This is a genomic window from Flavobacterium sp., from assembly GCF_003525665.1.
Taxonomy (GTDB): Bacteria; Bacteroidota; Bacteroidia; order Flavobacteriales; family Flavobacteriaceae; genus Flavobacterium.
Window position 1 is genome coordinate 1 of record NZ_DQDX01000108.1, and the last position, 16,781, is coordinate 16,781.

Here is a 16,781-nt window from a genome sequence, read left to right on the forward strand (position 1 = left end):
CTAACTTTTTGGGGCATGTTCATTTAATCGGGATCTTTTTATGCATTTAATTAATCAGCTCTCTTAAAAATTGTTATTTCTGTAAATGTTTCTCCGTCTTCAGAATAAGTATCATATACTTTCAATGTAGAAGATGACAATTCTTTTATGGTTAAAGGAGTTTCATCAAAACCATCATCAACTATCAAAGAAGTACCCGATTTAGTGTAAGTACCAGAAAAACTTTCTGATTCACAACCTTCAAAATAACTAGTAGTGACAAAGTCTCCATTTTCAAAAAATTCAATATTATCTTTTGAACAACCTGCTTGATGTTCGTACAATTCTAAATATTCACTTCCATCATCTTTATCACCAATTTTATACAATTCCCATTTTCCAACAATATCAGCAGATGTCGATGGTCCATCGTCGCCTCCGCACGAAGTTAAATTCAATCCTAAAACCAAAACTGAAACAAAAAGAATAATACGGTTTTTCATAATTTTTATAATTTATTTTGAATCAAATATATACAAAATAACTTACCCTTTAATGAGGCAAGTTATCTTTTACAACACCATAAATAAATGTACCAAGTAAAGCGCCAAAGAATATGAAAATTACGCTAATAAATCCAGAACCCAACAAGATGAAAATTGGTCCAGGACATGCTCCAACTAAAGCCCAACCTAGTCCAAAAAACAATCCACCAATCCAATAGCGAAAAGTGCCTTTTTCTTTTTCTTGAATTACTATTGGCAAACCTTTTATATCTTTTAGTTGATTTCTTTTAATAATTTGAATTCCAATAACTCCAGTTGCGATAGCAGTCATTATTATTCCATACATGTGAAACGAATCAAATTGAAACATTTCATAAATGCGATACCAAGAAACGGCTTCCGATTTAGTTAGTACAATTCCGAAGACAAATCCAACAAATAAATATTTTAATACATTCATGATTTCAAATTAAAAAATGATAGGAAGCACAAAATGAGCTACAATTAAACCACCAATAAAAAATCCAATAACGGCTTTCAAGGATTGAACTTGGAAATTACTCAAGCCTGAAATTGCGTGACCAGAAGTACATCCGCCAGCGTAACGAGAACCAAATCCTATCAATATTCCACCAATAATTAGAATAGCAATAATTTTAGGAGAACTAAAAACTACATCAGTACTAAAAAGTGCATCTGGAAGTGATTTCGAATTTGGAGCATCGATTCCTAATTTCTCAAGCTTTTCAATAGTTACTGGGTTTAAGGCAACATTAGAATCATCGTGCATATAATTTGTAGCTACAAAACCACCAATCATGGCACCAAAAACTACCACTAAATTCCATCGTTGCGCTTTCCAATCCCAATCAAAAAAAGAAACGCGTTTACCAATTCCTGTCATAGAACACAAACTTCTAAGGTTAGACGACATTCCGAAAACTTTTCCAAAATAAATTAAGAGCAACATTACAACTCCAATTAAAAATCCAGAGATTGACCAATGCCATGTTTGAGATAAAAAATCCATTTCAATTATTTTTTTACAAAAATATAGATAGTGGTTTGATATTTGATAATTATTTAACATATTTGAATAAAAAACACGATTTATTATTTTAATCATCAAAATGAAAACACCAAAATCAGCCGTAATCCTATTATTCTTAATAGCTTTATCATCCTGCGGAAGTATAAAATCTACTTTGAAAAATGTCGATAATACAGCAAAAAAACCATTAATTAGCAACAATCAATTTGTAATTACAGAATATAGTAATGATGCAAAATATGGCTACAATCAAGATTATCCAATAAATTTAGGATTTGATAATGAAAAAATTGCACCTAAAAATGTTGCCTATTTTTTCAATGCTTTAACCGACAAAAATGGAAATAGTTTAAAATATGAAAAGATAGAAAGTTGCTGTCCGTTTCCATCAAAAAGAACAAAAATTGGAGCTGGAACATTGGATATTTATGAAATAACAATAGAAAATAATAAAAAAGTAAAACTGTATCTTAACATTTATGAAAAAGGAAAAGTAATGTGTCCGAATGGTTTTGCATTAAAAAAACAAGCCACTGTTAATTAAGATATAAAATAGTATTTACAACAAATTTAAGACCTTCTAATTCAACAATTAGAAGGTTTTTCTTTTTATCTTTGCGCCACTAAAAATTTTACAAATGAAATTAAATAATATCCCACAAATAAAGAATATAGATAGCGGTAACTTCTTCATTCTTGCTGGTCCATGTGCAATTGAAGGCGAAGAAATGGCTATGAGAATTGCAGAAAGATTGGTCTCAATAACTGATAAACTTCAAATTCCTTTTGTTTTTAAAGGATCGTTTAAAAAAGCAAATCGCTCAAGAATAGATAGTTTTTCTGGAATTGGAGACGAAAAAGCCTTAAAAATACTTCGAAAAGTTTCAGAGACATTTCACGTTCCAACTGTTACAGACATTCATACTAATGAAGATGCGGCAATGGCTGCAGAATATGTTGATGTTCTTCAAATTCCTGCATTTCTAGTTCGTCAAACCGACTTGGTTGTAGCTGCTGCAAATACCGGAAAAACTGTAAATCTTAAAAAAGGACAATTCATGAGTCCAGAAAGTATGAAACATGCCGTTCAAAAAGTATTAGACTGCCAAAACGAGAATGTTATGATTACTGATAGAGGAACAATGTTTGGTTATCAAGATATGATAGTTGATTTTAGAGGAATTCCTACTATGCAACAATTCGGAACTACTGTGCTTGATGTTACACATTCACTTCAACAACCTAATCAAACCATTGGCGTAACTGGAGGAAGACCAGACATGATTGAAACTATTGCAAAAGCTGGAATAGCAGTTGGTGTTGATGGCCTTTTTATTGAAACCCATTTTGATCCTGCAAATGCAAAAAGTGATGGGGCCAACATGCTTCATTTAGACTATTTCGAAGGTTTGATGACTAAACTTGTGGCAATCAGAAAAACTATTAATCAATTTTAATTTTTTACAACTTTAAATAAATGTTTTTAAAATATAATTTAAGAATTGTTATAGCAACAATTCTTATTACACAAATTTCATTAGCACAAGATACAGCAACACCAGAAAAATATACAGCACATAATAAAGGAAAGTTCTTTGTTTATTGGGGCGGAAATAGAGAAAGTTACACTAAATCTGACATAAGATTCTATGGTAATGATTATGATTTTACACTTCAAAATGTCACTGCTTATGACAAACCCAAAGGATGGCACGTAGATTATGTAAATCCTGCGAGAATGACTATTCCGCAGACAAATCTTAGAATAGGATATTTTATAAATGATCATTACAACATCACAATCGGAGTCGACCATATGAAATATGTGATGGCTCAAAATAGAGCTGTTGATATTAATGGTTTTTATCCAAATCCGGGAACATATGGAGAAACACTTCCGAACGGTCAAGTGCTATTAACAGAAGATTTCTTAACATTTGAACATACAGATGGTTTAAATTATGTTAATACAGATTTCGGACGCGTTGATGACATTTCAAAATTATTCAGAATAACAAATACGGATAAATTTCAAATAAATGTAACCGAAGCAGCTGGAATTGGATTACTGTATCCAAAAACAAATGCAAAATTATTAGGAAATAACAGACACGATGATTTTCATGTTTCTGGTTATGGTGTTTCGGCGAAAGTCGGATTAAATTTTACCTTTTTCAAACACTTTTTTATTCAAACCGAATTAAAGGGTGGATACATAAACTTGAATGACATTCGAACCACAGAAAATTCAAGCGATAGGGCTGAACAGAAGTTTTTCTTTTTGCAGAAAATTATAGTTTTGGGAGGAATTTTTAAATTATAATTAAACAAATATTAAATTTTTTTTATATTTTTGGAAATCTATTAACAAATCAAATAAATTTCACAAAAATAATTATGAAGAAAATTACTTTACTAGTTTTTGCTTTATTACTATCATTTGCCGGTTACGCACAGTTTCCAATTCCCGGTACAGAAGGTTTTGAAAGCACTACTGGTCCAGGAGTTGGAACAAACTGGACTTTAGGCACGGGTAACTGGGCGGTTTTTGATAATGGAGTCGGCTTAGGTCAGCGTTGGGGCATTAACAATGGTGTGGCAACACCTCCATTAGTTTATGCTGGTACAAATGCAGCCTACATGAACCGAGAAAATATTGGAATTGGAAACACTTCTGAGGATTACCTTGCAACGCCACTAATTACTATTCCCACCAATGGTCAATTGCGTTTCTTTGCTCGTACTTTTACCAATGGAAACACTGGGACAATTTATCAAGTAAAGATTGCACCTTCATCGGCATCGCAAACCAATCCTGCAGCTTATACAACAATTGTAGAATACACTGAAAATGACTTAACAGTTGATGTTGACGGAGTGCAAAATCCATTCAACGTCTACACAGAAAAAGTAATTGATATACCAACAACCTTTGGTCCTCAAGTATATGTTTCATTTGTAATGAAATATACTCAAACTGTTACTGGTATTAGCGGTGATAGATGGTTATTAGATAATGTAAGAGTTGCGTCAAAATGTTTAGATCCTTCTGCTCTTACAGCAACGGGTATCTTATTCAATCAAGCGAATTTATCTTGGGCGAACCCAAGTGGTGCAACATCGTGGGAAATAGAAGTGATACCAGTAACTACGACTCCAACTGGTTCTGGAGTAGTGTATAACGGTGCATTACCTTATACTGCAACTGGACTTACTCCAAATACCGCATACAGATACTACGTAAGAGCACTTTGTGGTGATGGAATAAATAGTGAATGGGTTGGACCATTTTTGTTCAACACACCAATTGCACCTCCAATATGTGGTGGAAATTATTTAGATCCTGGTGCTGCTGCTAATTACGGAAACAATGTAGACAATACAGTTACAATTTGTCCTGTTACTCCAGGTGATGTGGTTACAGTTACTTTTACAGCTTTCAATACAGAAGCCAATGCCGATGGATTGTACGTTTTTAATGGAGCGACTACCGCTTCTCCACAAATAACAAGTACAAATCCAGCAGGAACAGTTCCTGGAGGATTGGCCGGTTCATTTTGGGGAACTGCAATTCCTGGTCCATTTACATCATCAAGTCCTGATGGTTGTTTAACATTTAGATTTAGAAGTAATGCTACAGTAGTTACTTCTGGATGGACATCAAACGTTACTTGTGGTCCACCACCACCATGTCCAAAACCGATATCAGTTGTTAGATCTGGTTTAACTGCAACGTCTGTAAATTTATCATGGACAAATACTGGTACAGCAACCGCTTGGGAAGTTCTTGCTTTACCATGTGGTTCACCAACGCCAACAGCTACAACGACAGGTTTTGTCCCTGCTCCATCAAATCCATTTACACTTGGAGGTTTAAATCCAGATACATGTTATGATTTTTATGTTAGAGCGGTATGTTCAACGACAGAATCTAGTGAATGGACAACTGTAGTTTCTGGAACAACATTACAAGTTCCTCCAGCATGTGGAACAACATTCTCTGATCCTGCTGGTTCAGGAGCAAACTATGCTAATAACTCGAACTATAATGTTACAATTTGTCCTACAACTCCTGGCCAAGTGGTTACAGTAACTTTTACAAGTTTCAATACACAAGCTACAGCTGACGGATTATATATTTACAATGGAAATTCAGTTACAGCTCCATTAATGTCTAGTGGTAACCCAGCAGGAACAGTACCTGGTGGTGTAGCTGGTTCTTATTGGGGAACAACCAACCCTGGTTCGTTTACTTCTTCAAGCCCTGATGGTTGTTTAACATTTAGATTTAGAAGTGGTGCTGCAACCAATGCACCTGGATGGACATCAAATATTACTTGTGCTCCAGCTCCAGTTTGTCCTCAACCACAATCATTAGTTACCTCTGCTGTTACTTTTTCATCTGTTAATTTAGCATGGACAGAAAACGGAACTGCTACATCTTGGCATGTTTTAGCTGTACCATGTGGTGCTCCTGCTCCAACGGCAAGTTCAACTGGTTGGGTTACTGCCGGTTCTAATCCTTACACATTAAATGGTTTAGCGTCAGAAACATGTTATGATATTTATGTTAGAAGTGCTTGCTCTACTACTGATGTTAGTACATGGCTTGGACCAAGAACAATTACAACTTTAATTGCTCCGCCAGTTTGTGGAGGAACATTTGTTGATAACGGAGGTTCATTTGCAAACTACCTAAACAATAGCGATGTAACTTATACAGTTTGCCCTACAATTCCTGGTGAACAAGTTACCGTAACATTTACATCTTTTTCAGTAGAAACTGGTGCTGATGGCTTATATGTTTTTAACGGAAATTCAACTGCTGCAGAACAAATAATCAGTTTAAATGGTCCTGGAACAGTTCCTGGAGGATTGGCTGGATCATTTTGGGGCACGACAGCACCTGGCCCTTTTACCTCTTCTAACCCAAATGGTTGTTTAACTTTTAGATTTAGAAGTGGCGCAACAAACAATGCAACAGGATGGTTGGCTAACGTTACTTGTAATCCAGCACCAACTTGTTTAGTTCCAACAGCAACTACCGTTTTAGCAACTACAGTAAATTCTGTTACTGTTGGATGGACAGAAAACGGAACTGCAACGGCTTGGCAAGTGCTAGCTTTACCTTTTGCAGCTCCAGCTCCAACTGCGGCATCAACAGGTTGGCAAAATGCAACGACCAATCCATATACGTACACTGGTTTAAATTCTGGAACACAATACAAAATTTATGTAAGATCGGTTTGTAGTACAACAGACAGTAGTGCTTGGTCTTTTCAATCAATTTTCAATACTTTAATTTCAAATGACGAATGTGCTAATGCTGTTGTAGCAGTTGTAAATCCAGACACAGCATGTGGTACTGTTACTCCTGGAACAATAATTGGCGCAACTCCATCACCAGATCCAAGTACATGTCCTGGAAGTGATGATGATGATGTTTGGTTTCAGTTTACTGCAACTAGTTCATCGCATTTAATTAGTTTGAATGATATTACCGGAAGCACAACAAACTTAGTTCATGGTGTTTATACAGGTACTTGTGGAACGCTAACTCAAGTTTATTGTAGTGATCCTGAACAAAGTCTTGCTACAGCTTTAGTTGTTGGTCAGGTTTATTATATTAGAGTTTATACATCTACAGCGACACCTAATCAAAGTTCAATATTTAATCTTTGTATTGGCACGCTTTTACCTCCAATATCAACGAGCACAACAACATACACTAACTTACAGTTAATTGAAGATGTGTTGTTAAATTCTACTTGTGCTAATGTTTCCAATATTACATCTTCGGGTTCTACCAACTTTGGTGCGACTCCAGCTAATAATAGTATCGGTTATTTTAATAAAAATGGATCTGGTTTCCCATTTAACGAAGGTATCATGCTTTCAAGTGGATTTGTTAACAACTCTCCTGGACCAAATGATTCTATCTTAAGTGACACGGCAACAGGATGGGGTGGTGATGCTGATTTAGCGGCATTAGTAACAGCAGCTACTGGCGAAACAATGATCTCTCAGAATGCTACAAAATTAGAATTTGATTTTGTACCGTTAACAGATCAAATAAGTTTTAATTTTATATTCGCATCAGACGAATACGGAACTTTCCAATGCGCCTATTCTGATGCATTTGCATTCTTGTTGACAAATACTACTACCAATGTAACAACTAATTTAGCTGTTGTACCAAATACAACAACTCCTATTTCAGTTGTAACTATTAGAGATGCTTTATTTAATACTGGCTGTAGTTCTGTTAATCCAGAATACTTTGGGACTTATTATGGAGCTCCAAATGGAGAAAACATTTTAGCTGCTCCAATTAATTTTAATGGATCAACTATCCCAATGACCGCATCGGCTACTGTAGTGCCGGGAACACAATATCATATTAAATTAGTTGTTGCTGATAGAAGTGACTCTGCTTTTGACTCTGCAGTCTTTCTTGAAGGAGGAAGTTTTAATATTGGTAATGTTGATTTGGGTACAGATTTCCTTGTATCAAATAATAATGCATTATGTTTTGGATCATCTTATTTAATCCAAAGTGGACTTGATCCAACAGATTATACTTTTACATGGGAACAAAATGGTACTGTTATACCAAACCAAACTGGTCCAAACTTAATTGTATTATCTAGTGGTACTTATACTGTAAATGCACAATTTATTGGTACAACATGTGTTGCTGAAGATGAATTAGTGATAGAATTTTACAGTGAAATAGTTCAAGGAAATCCAGTAAATTTGACAGCATGTAATAATTTAACATTTGCTCAATTTGATTTGAGTCAAAATACTACAAACGTTTTGGGCAGTTTAAATGCATCAGATTATAATGTTGCTTATTATCCAACAGTTGATGACGCAGACAATGAAACTAATGCATTACCATTATTGTTTACCAATACTGTTCCTAGTTTACAAACTATATACGTTAGATTAGAAAACAATTTAACAGGCTGTTATTTAATAAGCGATTTCAATCTAGTTGTTCAGGATTTAACTCCTCAATTTACAATAACTCCAAACCAGTCAATATGTGCTGGAACTACTGGAACAATTACAGTAACACCTACTAACTATGTTGATGCAGATGTTACTTACACTTGGAGTTTAGACGGTAATCCATTTCCAGGTACAACTGGAACAATTACTGTGACTCAAGCAGGAACTTATTCAGTGTTAATTAACAACTCTGGTTGTACAGCAACTGGGCAATCGGTTGTTACAGTTACGCCTATCCCTGTACCAGATGATCCTATTGATGTTACTTCATGTGCTTCTTATGTTTTACCAACATTAACAAATGGAAGTTATTATACAGGTTCAAATGGAACTGGAACGTTATTATTAGCTGGTGAAACAATAACAAGTACTCAAACAATTTATGTATTTGCACAAAGTGGAACTGTACCAAACTGTACAGCACAAAATAGTTTCTTGGTAACAATCACGCCATTGACAGCAGCTACTTTTGCTCCATTTGCTACTATTTGCCAAAATGCAACAGCTCCAGCATTACCAACTACATCGAGTAATAGTTTTACTGGTTCTTGGAATCCACCTGCAATTGACACATCAGTAGTTGGAACATTCAATTATACATTTACTCCAGATGCTGGTCAATGTGCAGATACTGCAACAATTTCAGTTACAATTGTAGCGCCAACTGTTGCTACATTTACACAAATTAGTCCAATCTGTAGTGGTACAACTGCTCCTTCTTTACCATTAACTTCAACAAATGGAATTACTGGTTCTTGGAGTCCATCAACAATTGATACATCAATAGCTGGAACATTTACTTATACATTTACTACTACAGCTGCTTGTGCTACAGGTACAACAATGTCTATTGTAATCATTTCAACACCTAATGTTGCAACTGTAGCAAATGTAAATGCATGTGATAGTTATACACTTCCTGCTTTAACAGTTGGTAATTACTTTACTGGAGCTGGTGGAACTGGTACACAATTAGCTGCTGGTACCGTTTTAAATACAAACCAAACTGTATATGTTTATGCAGCCAACACAAATGGTACAACTACATGTTCTGATCAAGAAAGTTTTGTTGTGACAATAACGACTTCTCCTCAATTTACTGTTGAAGGTGGATGTGATGGCACTTCTTATGTATTGGAAGTTGTTGGTGGTAATTTTGATTCTGCTCAAGCAACTTACACATGGACTAATCCGTCAGGATCTGTTATTGGTACAAATAGCCCAACAATTACAATAAATGCACCAGGTAGTTATACTTGCGAAGTTACAATTGGAACTTGTAGTACTTCGTTTGTTTTTGATGCAAATTCTACAACATGCCAAATACAAAAAGGTATTTCTCCTAATAATGATGGCTTAAATGATTCATTTGATTTAACTGGATTCAACGTTAAACAGTTAACATTGTTCAATCGTTATGGTGGAAAAGTATATGCTAAAGCAAACTATACTAACGAATGGCGAGGTCAATCTGATAAAGGTGATGAACTGCCAGACGGAACTTACTATTACGTAATTGAACGTGATGGTATGGAAGCCAAAACTGGATGGATTTACGTTAACAGAGAAATAAAATAATTCTCAATTAACATTATAACAAAAAAGAGACTGAATTTCAGTCTCTTTTTTTATTTAATAAAGCTTAGTAAGTTCTTGAAGAATTTCTACTAAAACAGAACTATCAATTTCTTCTTCTGAATAATACCTTAAAGATTTCATTGTACTTCTTTTTTCCGATATCAATTTACCCTGATGAATAGTAAGTTGAAAACCTTTTACAATTCCTAAATCAACATACCTTCTTTTGTGACTTGCATTAAAATAACAAAAGGGCTTTCCTTTATAATAGTAAAACGGAATGTTCCATTTGTATAACAATTCTACTTCTGGAATTTGACTTTCAATAATTATTTGCAAATTAAATAGGATCGAACGATTAGGTTCGGGTTGATTTAAAATATATGCTTCTGCCGGTTTCATTTATTGCAATCCGTATTGATCGAATAAATACATTAGAGACGCCATCGAAGCTGCTCCAAGTTCTAATTCACGTTTGTTTACAGCATCAAACGTATCATTAGCAGCATGATGATAATCAAAGTAACGCTGAGAATCGGGTTGTAATCCAACTTTTACAATTTTATCCGATTTTAACGGACCAATATCAACACCAGAATGTCCTTTTCTAAAAATATGAATCAAATAAGGTTCGAATATGTTTTTCCAACTTGAAATTTTATTAAAATTGGTATCATCAGCATCAATCGAAAAACCTCTTGGAGTAAATCCACCAGAATCACTTTCTAAAGCAAAAATATGATTCTCACCATTTTTATTGGACAATTCTTCATACTTCAATCCGCCTTTCACACCATTTTCTTCGTTCATAAACAAAACAGCTCTAATCGTATTCTTTGGTTTGTAATTCAACTTTTTGAACATTTCTAAAACAGCCATGCTCTGAACACAACCTGCTCCATCATCATGAGAACCATCACCCAAATCCCAAGAATCAAGATGTCCACCAACAACCATAATTCGGTTTGGAAACTCTGAACCAGTTATTTCACCCACAACATTGTACGAAACAACATCATCATATTGTTTGCAAGATTGCTTAAAGAACAACTTTGCATTTGGATTTCCTTTCAATAATTTGCTTAAAGCTTCTGCTCCATTTGTAGAAATTGCTGCAGCTGGAATTCGTTTATCCATAGCAATATCTTTATAATTCGTAGAACCTGTATGCGGAAAATCATCCAATCTTAAATTCATTGAACGAACAATAACACCAAGTGCGCCAAGTTCGCCAGCTTCTCTTGCACCAGAAGATCTTTGATCGACACAACTTCCATAAGCATGAAAAGTTTCGACAAATTCGGGATTCATCGGTCGATTAAAGAATATTATTTTTCCTTTTACTTTTTCTGAACCTAATGCTTTTAATTCTTCTAGGCTTTTAACTTCTATTATATTGGCTGTCAAACCTTCCTTTGGAGTTGCAACTGACATTCCTAAAGCACAAATTGGAAAAGAAATTTTCTTCTTCCCATCAATTAAATAAGCAACTTCCTTCTCGCCTCGCACCCATTTGGGAACCATAACTTCTTGAAGATACACTTTATCTAAACCAAGAGTTTCTAATTCTTTTTTGGTGTATAAAACTGCTTTTTCAGCTCCAATCGAACCCGATAACCGCGAACCAATTTTATTTGATAAATCATCCAACCAAGAATAGCATTTACTATCTGTTAAAGCCGACTTGTAAATTTGTTTGAGCATTTGCTCATCTGTTGTTTGTGAGAAAGATAAAGATGCTTGAAGCAAAAGGAATAGTGTGATTTTTTTCATAGAATTAAAATTTACTCCAAAAATAAATTAAAAAACATTTGGTTGTACAATTATTATTCATTTACTTTGTACTTCAAAGTACTTTAAAATGGAAAACGAAAAATATCTTAATGACATTTCTGAAATAAAAAACATGATGAATCAGTCATCGCGTTTTATTTCGCTAAGCGGATTATCTGGTGTTTTAGCCGGAATATATTCATTAGTTGGTGCTTGGTTTGCCTATAAAACCATTTACTTTGATACTAGTACAATGGGAAGCTACAAAAATTTAATAATTTCTCAATCGGCTGTGAATAGACTTTTTATAATAGCTGGTACGGTTCTTCTTTTATCAATTATAACCGCTGTATTTTTAAGTGCAAAAATAGCTAGTAAATCGGAAGAAAAAATATGGAATACAACATCTAAACGTCTAGTAATTAACTTTGCAATTCCGTTGGCAACTGGTGGTTTTTTTATTTTATTCTTAATCGAAAAAGAAATATTAAGTTTGGTTGCACCATTAACCCTAATTTTTTACGGATTAGCTTGTGTAAACGCAAGTAAATATACACTTGGAGACGTTAGATATTTAGGCTTAACCATGATATTTTTAGGTTTACTTTCAACGTGGTTTTTAGGTTACGGATTATTATTTTGGGCATTAGGTTTTGGCGTTTGCCACATTCTTTACGGAAGTGTGATGTATTTTAAATATGATAGAAATTAATTTGCACTAAATTTGCCTTATAAGTCAATTAAAAACAATTATGAAAACCATCATCCAAAATATAAACAAAGCCTTTGATCACCGAATTCGTTTGGGAATCATGTCGATTTTGATGGTGAACGAAAGTGCCGATTTCAATATGCTAAAAGAACTTCTTGGTGTAACCGACGGTAACCTTGCCTCACACACCAAAGCCTTAGAAGCAGAAAATTACATTCAAATTGAAAAGCAATTCATTGGAAAAAAACCCAACACCAAATACATAGCAACCAAAGAAGGAAAAAAAGCTTTTGCAGCTCATATTGATGCGCTCGAAAAATTAATATCAAAAAGTTAGCACTATTTTTTTATCTATTAACTTTGAAATACAAAGTACTTTATAATTATGAAAAACATAAACAAAACCTACTTAGTAATCAGTATTCTACTTTTAATTGTAGAAATAATAATTGCACTATTCGTTAATGATCAGTTCATTCGACCAATTTTTGGAGATTATTTGGCTTCCATTTTATTGTTTTATATGATTGCTACTTTCAGTAAAATATCTGAAAACAAAATAGCATTAATAACATTATTAATTAGTTACACCATAGAAATTCTGCAATACATTCATATTTTAGAACTACTTCATCTAGATAAAATCAAAATTCTAAACATCGTTTTAGGAAACTCCTTTTCGTGGACAGATATGCTCGCTTATACACTTGGAATTCTAACTGTTTTACTAATTCACAACCATAAAAAATTACAATAATGAATTACTTTGTTAACGAAAAATCAATTGTAAGAGAGATTTGGAAAAGAACCGATACTGTACTCCTGATTTTTGCAGGTTCGGCAGCCGAATTCGCTTTAAACAAAGCAGTCGATTGGTTGTATTACACTGGAAAAATTCCAACAAACCCATTAGAACGATTATTTTCTACCGTAGAATATGCTCAAAAAATTATTTTTCTTGAAGAGCAAATGGCTTTAGCTACAATCGATAAAATCACTCAAATTCACCAAGGTGTTGAACAAAGTCGCGGAAAATCAATTCCCGATTGGGCATATCGAGATGTACTTTATATGTTAATTGATTACTCCATTCGTTCATTTGAAGTATTGGAACGAAAATTAGAAATTAATGAAAAAGAAGAAATTTTCGATGTCTTCATGAAATTAGGAATTCGAATGAAGTTGAAAAACCTACCATCAAACTACAACGATTGGCTAATTGACAGAAACATTCATCTAGAAAACGATTTGGAAAAAGGAAAATTCACCATCCATCTTTTCGAACAATATAAAAAACATTTAGGCCATTTTCGATATTTCATTTTAATACAAATTCAACAGATTTTAGTTCCGAAGATTGTTCACAAAAAGCTTTTTACAAATTCTTATTTTCCCACAATTTTAGCTATTAAAATGTATAAATTTTCTAGAATTCTAAAAATTGACAACCTTTTAAAATCGATACTACTTCCTAATAAACACAAGCATGAACTTGCCAACATAGGCAAATTTGAAAACATATAAAACTGACAAAAATGAGAGATCTACTAATCGAAAAAATGTACGAAATCACGAAGAAACCCTATCAGAAATTCTTCAAAAAAGGAACTCCATGGAACATCACACCATCAGAATTAATTCAGTACAATCAAGACAGTTTGGGTTTTCACTTGGGATGTTTTCTACTGAAATATAATTTTCAAATGCAACCCAAACTAGAAGATCACGATGTTATTCATGTACTAACCAATACTTCAGTTTCAGTTCCAGACGAAATTGCAATGCAGTTTTTCCTACTCGGAAACGGTAAAAAAAGCGCCTATTTATTTATGGTAATCACCATTGGAACCATCTTCTATCCTACTCAAATCAAGCAATTTATAAAAAACTACAATCGAGGAAAATCGGCTCACCGAATTCATGATTTAGACTTTCAAAAGATGCTTTTAGTTCCTGTAAAAACGATTCAAACCACTTTTAATATTAAGTAATATGGAAATTATAAATCAAATAAAGAAACTCGCTTTTTCAACTCAAGTTGCTGTTTATTCTTTCATGATTGGAACACTATTATTCCTTCTTCACTTCGTTACAGAAAATGCCTATCTCTACTTCACCGGATATATGTACCTCATTCTCGCAACTTTTTTCAACTTTATAATAGTACTTTGGCTACTTTTAAATCTCATAATTCAACCCAATCAACGCCAAGAAATTCTCATAAAAATTCTAATTTTATTAGCAAACATCCCAATTGCACTCTTTTACTTTTACATAATTTTTGGACAAATACCCTTTTAAAAAATCAGGAGCGAATGGCTCGGGAATTCTTGGTTTCCCTATTCCTGCTTTCCGTTGCAATCCCGATAAAAATCGGGATTTACTCTGCAAACGAAGTTCACTGAACTCCTTTGAAAATAAACATTATGTGAAGTAATCAGGGCTAAAGAGTAATCCATTTGAACAAAAATAAAACTCCGAAAGAACATTAAATTTCTTTCGGAGTTTTTATACATAAAGCAATCACTGTAAACTGAACACTGATAACTGAACGCTATTAATGTCCGCCACTAACCTTTTTATCAAAGTTAATTCCTTGCGCTTTTAAAATTCCGCTTACTTTCCATGCGTAGAATGCCAGGTAAGCAAAACATAATACACCAACAATATAACTTGATTGAATGGTAGCCATATCGGCAACATAACCTTGTAATAAGCTTATAAATCCGCCACCCATAATCATCATAATTAAGAAACTACTTCCTTGACTGGTGTGCTTTCCTAATCCGCTAACAGCTAATGTAAAAATACATGGCCAAAGCGTACTACAGAACAATCCAACGCTTGTGAACGCATAAACACTTACCATTCCATCTGTTGCCATTCCTATAAGTAATGCTGCAATTCCAAATCCTGAAAAGATAAATAACATCCTTGCTGGATTTCCTTTACTAGCGATATCAGCCGCAATTAAAACTAAAATTACTAAAGCATATACGTAAAATGGAGTCAAATCATGTTTTGCAATCGCGTTGACAGCCAAGAAAACTCCAAATGCTAAATAAGGTGCAATGAAACGTAGAATTTTTTGAGTGCTCATGTTGTCTGTAAAAGCTTCAACTGCACCAGTCCAACGACCAATCATTAAACTCGCCCAATATAACGAAATATACGGTGCGATATCTTTAGTTAGAAAACCTAAATTTTTCTCCATGTAAGCTGGTAAGTTACTTGCAGTAGAAACCTCAACACCAACATAAACGAAGATGGCAATCATTCCTAAAACCAATTGTGGGTATTTCAAAGCCGAACTTCTAGAAGCACTTGCTTCAGCTTCAGACTCAATAATTGCAACTGGTTTATCTGGTAAAGAAGAAAATTTAAGTAAAATAGCTACCAATAAAAATGCCGCTCCTAAAATCAAATACGGAATTTTCACGCTTTCAATACTCATATCAGTATTAGAAGACGTAGCTGAACCAAAAATCGCAAAACTTACAATAAGTGGACCAATTGTAGTTCCAAGGTTATTGATTCCGCCAGCCATTGTTAAACGTTGCGAACCAGTTGTAATTGGTCCGAGTGCAATCGCTAATGGATTCGCTACGGTTTGCTGTAATGAAAATCCAAGTGCTACTATAAACAATCCAGACAACATTAACGGAAACGAACCAGTATTTGCCGCAGGATAAAATAATAAAGTTCCAAGAGCAGAAATTCCTAACCCTAACGCGAGTGAGTTTTTGTATCCAATTCTGTTAATTAAATCGCCTTTGGTTAAATACGAAATCAATAAATAAAGTAATGATCCAACTGTGTACGCTATGTAAAATGCTAACGAAACCAATTGGCTTTCTACTTGAGTTAAAGTAAAAGCTTCTTTAAAAACGGGAATTAAAATATCATTACTTGCGGCAACAAATCCCCAAAAGAAAAATACTGATGCTAGCGGAATAAATTGCGCCCAATTAGTTTTAATTTGTTCTGAACTCATAATTTGTTTGTTTAGTTTTTGGTGAATTTTAGTAAATTATTATTGTAAAGTTCTCATTATTTAGTACTTATATACACTATTATGATAAATATTAGCAGAAATATTTCATAAATATACATTTATAAAAAAATAACTAATACAATTCTTAAAATAGTTATTAACGAAAACGTT

15 protein-coding genes are annotated in these 16,781 nt (G+C 33.9%); 9 read left to right on the forward strand and 6 right to left on the reverse strand.

What is annotated here, in order from left to right; all coding sequences use genetic code 11:
• Positions 1-50 precede the first annotated feature (50 nt).
• Genes DIU01_RS07825 through DIU01_RS07835 form a run of 3 tightly spaced genes read right to left on the reverse strand, consistent with a single transcriptional unit; the run spans position 51 to position 1,515 of the window.
• On the reverse strand, positions 51-482 hold the full coding sequence (locus DIU01_RS07825) for a lipocalin family protein (protein WP_290833205.1): 432 nt from the start codon (positions 480-482) through the stop codon (positions 51-53).
• A gap of 49 nt (positions 483-531) precedes the next feature.
• The gene (locus DIU01_RS07830; RefSeq protein ID WP_290833207.1) at positions 532-945 is read right to left on the reverse strand and encodes a DUF6691 family protein; all 414 of its coding nucleotides are present in this window, start codon (positions 943-945) and stop codon (positions 532-534) included.
• A gap of 9 nt (positions 946-954) precedes the next feature.
• A complete protein-coding gene (locus tag DIU01_RS07835; protein ID WP_290833209.1) occupies positions 955-1,515 on the reverse strand; it encodes a YeeE/YedE thiosulfate transporter family protein in 561 nt (186 codons plus the stop codon).
• 100 nt (positions 1,516-1,615) lie between these two features.
• Between DIU01_RS07835 and DIU01_RS07840 the strand changes: the two genes are divergently transcribed.
• From DIU01_RS07840 to DIU01_RS07855, 4 genes are all read left to right on the forward strand, one after another.
• On the forward strand, positions 1,616-2,080 hold the full coding sequence (locus DIU01_RS07840; protein WP_290833211.1) for a 2-dehydro-3-deoxyphosphooctonate aldolase: 465 nt from the start codon (positions 1,616-1,618) through the stop codon (positions 2,078-2,080).
• A 94-nt stretch (positions 2,081-2,174) separates the two neighbouring features.
• Positions 2,175-2,993 (forward strand): 3-deoxy-8-phosphooctulonate synthase, encoded by an 819-nt coding sequence (gene kdsA, locus DIU01_RS07845; RefSeq protein ID WP_290833213.1) that lies wholly within the window; start codon positions 2,175-2,177, stop codon positions 2,991-2,993.
• 20 nt (positions 2,994-3,013) lie between these two features.
• Complete coding sequence (locus tag DIU01_RS07850; protein ID WP_290833215.1) at positions 3,014-3,859, forward strand: hypothetical protein; 846 nt, start codon at positions 3,014-3,016, stop codon at positions 3,857-3,859.
• Between the two features lie 74 nt (positions 3,860-3,933).
• Positions 3,934-10,131, forward strand: a complete 6,198-nt coding sequence (locus tag DIU01_RS07855; RefSeq protein ID WP_290833217.1) for a choice-of-anchor L domain-containing protein — start codon at positions 3,934-3,936, stop codon at positions 10,129-10,131.
• Positions 10,132-10,185: 54 nt separating this feature from the next.
• On the opposite strand, the gene DIU01_RS07860 is transcribed toward DIU01_RS07855, so the two are convergent.
• Both DIU01_RS07860 and DIU01_RS07865 read right to left on the reverse strand, forming a co-directional pair.
• The gene (locus DIU01_RS07860; RefSeq protein WP_290833219.1) at positions 10,186-10,533 is read right to left on the reverse strand and encodes a DUF1801 domain-containing protein; all 348 of its coding nucleotides are present in this window, start codon (positions 10,531-10,533) and stop codon (positions 10,186-10,188) included.
• Positions 10,534-11,904 (reverse strand): M28 family peptidase, encoded by a 1,371-nt coding sequence (locus DIU01_RS07865; protein WP_290833221.1) that lies wholly within the window; start codon positions 11,902-11,904, stop codon positions 10,534-10,536.
• Between the two features lie 88 nt (positions 11,905-11,992).
• On the opposite strand from DIU01_RS07865, the gene DIU01_RS07870 reads away from it, so the two are divergent.
• From DIU01_RS07870 to DIU01_RS07890, 5 genes are read left to right on the forward strand one after another with little or no spacing between them, the layout of a single operon-like run.
• Positions 11,993-12,616: a hypothetical protein gene (locus DIU01_RS07870; RefSeq protein ID WP_290833224.1), complete on the forward strand. Its 624-nt coding sequence runs from the start codon at positions 11,993-11,995 to the stop codon at positions 12,614-12,616.
• Positions 12,617-12,656: 40 nt separating this feature from the next.
• Positions 12,657-12,953, forward strand: a complete 297-nt coding sequence (locus tag DIU01_RS07875) for a transcriptional regulator (protein ID WP_290833225.1) — start codon at positions 12,657-12,659, stop codon at positions 12,951-12,953.
• A 48-nt stretch (positions 12,954-13,001) separates the two neighbouring features.
• A complete protein-coding gene (locus tag DIU01_RS07880; protein ID WP_290833227.1) occupies positions 13,002-13,373 on the forward strand; it encodes a DUF2809 domain-containing protein in 372 nt (123 codons plus the stop codon).
• Positions 13,373-14,140: a DUF2236 domain-containing protein gene (locus DIU01_RS07885; RefSeq protein ID WP_290833229.1), complete on the forward strand. Its 768-nt coding sequence runs from the start codon at positions 13,373-13,375 to the stop codon at positions 14,138-14,140. The genes DIU01_RS07880 and DIU01_RS07885 overlap by 1 nt, the downstream gene beginning before the upstream one ends.
• A gap of 11 nt (positions 14,141-14,151) precedes the next feature.
• Positions 14,152-14,607, forward strand: a complete 456-nt coding sequence (locus DIU01_RS07890; RefSeq protein ID WP_290833231.1) for a Coq4 family protein — start codon at positions 14,152-14,154, stop codon at positions 14,605-14,607.
• Between the two features lie 566 nt (positions 14,608-15,173).
• Here the strand turns inward: DIU01_RS07890 and DIU01_RS07895 are convergent.
• A complete protein-coding gene (locus DIU01_RS07895) occupies positions 15,174-16,610 on the reverse strand; it encodes an MFS transporter (RefSeq protein WP_290833233.1) in 1,437 nt (478 codons plus the stop codon).
• Between the last annotated feature and the right edge of the window lie 171 nt (positions 16,611-16,781).

Bases quoted from the DNA above. Each gene is read 5' to 3' on its own strand.
- DIU01_RS07865 (WP_290833221.1), bottom strand. From the start codon at position 11,904: ATGAAAAAAATCACACTATTCCTTTTGCTTCAAGCATCTTTATCTTTC.
- DIU01_RS07825 (WP_290833205.1), bottom strand. From the start codon at position 482: ATGAAAAACCGTATTATTCTTTTTGTTTCAGTTTTGGTTTTAGGATTG.
- DIU01_RS07890 (WP_290833231.1), top strand. From the start codon at position 14,152: ATGAGAGATCTACTAATCGAAAAAATGTACGAAATCACGAAGAAACCC.
- DIU01_RS07860 (WP_290833219.1), bottom strand. From the start codon at position 10,533: ATGAAACCGGCAGAAGCATATATTTTAAATCAACCCGAACCTAATCGT.
- DIU01_RS07875 (WP_290833225.1), top strand. From the start codon at position 12,657: ATGAAAACCATCATCCAAAATATAAACAAAGCCTTTGATCACCGAATT.
- kdsA (WP_290833213.1), top strand. From the start codon at position 2,175: ATGAAATTAAATAATATCCCACAAATAAAGAATATAGATAGCGGTAAC.
- DIU01_RS07895 (WP_290833233.1), bottom strand. From the start codon at position 16,610: ATGAGTTCAGAACAAATTAAAACTAATTGGGCGCAATTTATTCCGCTA.
- DIU01_RS07840 (WP_290833211.1), top strand. From the start codon at position 1,616: ATGAAAACACCAAAATCAGCCGTAATCCTATTATTCTTAATAGCTTTA.
- DIU01_RS07855 (WP_290833217.1), top strand. From the start codon at position 3,934: ATGAAGAAAATTACTTTACTAGTTTTTGCTTTATTACTATCATTTGCC.
- DIU01_RS07880 (WP_290833227.1), top strand. From the start codon at position 13,002: ATGAAAAACATAAACAAAACCTACTTAGTAATCAGTATTCTACTTTTA.
- DIU01_RS07885 (WP_290833229.1), top strand. From the start codon at position 13,373: ATGAATTACTTTGTTAACGAAAAATCAATTGTAAGAGAGATTTGGAAA.
- DIU01_RS07870 (WP_290833224.1), top strand. From the start codon at position 11,993: ATGGAAAACGAAAAATATCTTAATGACATTTCTGAAATAAAAAACATG.
- DIU01_RS07850 (WP_290833215.1), top strand. From the start codon at position 3,014: ATGTTTTTAAAATATAATTTAAGAATTGTTATAGCAACAATTCTTATT.
- DIU01_RS07835 (WP_290833209.1), bottom strand. From the start codon at position 1,515: ATGGATTTTTTATCTCAAACATGGCATTGGTCAATCTCTGGATTTTTA.
- DIU01_RS07830 (WP_290833207.1), bottom strand. From the start codon at position 945: ATGAATGTATTAAAATATTTATTTGTTGGATTTGTCTTCGGAATTGTA.